Origin of the sequence: Bartonella queenslandensis AUST/NH15 (genome assembly GCF_000312585.1) — a bacterium.
In the GTDB taxonomy this organism is placed as follows: domain Bacteria; phylum Pseudomonadota; class Alphaproteobacteria; order Rhizobiales; family Rhizobiaceae; genus Bartonella; species Bartonella queenslandensis_A.
In genome coordinates, this window is the sequence record NZ_HE998003.1 from 276424 (window position 1) to 277047 (window position 624).

Sequence of the window (624 nt, forward strand, 5' to 3'; positions counted from 1 at the left end):
AGCCTTTTGACATGACTTAACAAATATTTTTCCCATCGCAAGGCGGTTTGAAGGGCATCTTTATTGATTTCAAAACGCCCCCCTTCGGTTAATTCAAAAATCAAGGCAAGACTTACTATGGTCTTAGGCATTTTCAAAAGATGCGCTTGTAAGCTTTCAGAAAGGTTATTCTCTTTGGCTTCTTTAAACATCTTTTGCATCCATTCACGAAAGATCTCTTGAGCTTCAGCAGAAAAGCGCATCACAAGCGGGTGATCTGGTGAACCAAGAGGTTTATCATAAAGAGAGCGAAATGCCCCTTCATAAGTTTCCCATGCTTCTTGATTGGGAGGTCTATCAACCCACTTCCAATCTTTTGTCTCATTGGGAAAGACAAGCATTTGAAAGCGTTGTAAGAAACCATCATTGCCTTTGCCATATAAAACATTGCGTATAAAGGGGAGAATGCGAGAGGGTTGAATGCCCCCTATAATAGAGATGGTTGCATTGGGAATAAAAATGGTTCCACGCCCAATCCGATCATAAGTAAATTGACCATCTCCATTAAAAGCTTCCAAATAAAAGGCACGATCTGTTTGATATTCCTTCCGTTCCATATCTGTTAAGAAACCGGATAATTCATCA

General features: G+C 40.1%; 1 protein-coding gene. It reads right to left on the bottom strand.

The features are described from left to right. Positions 1-624 (bottom strand): DUF3987 domain-containing protein (locus BN338_RS06295; protein ID WP_039760158.1); only part of this gene is annotated, 624 nt, incomplete at both ends.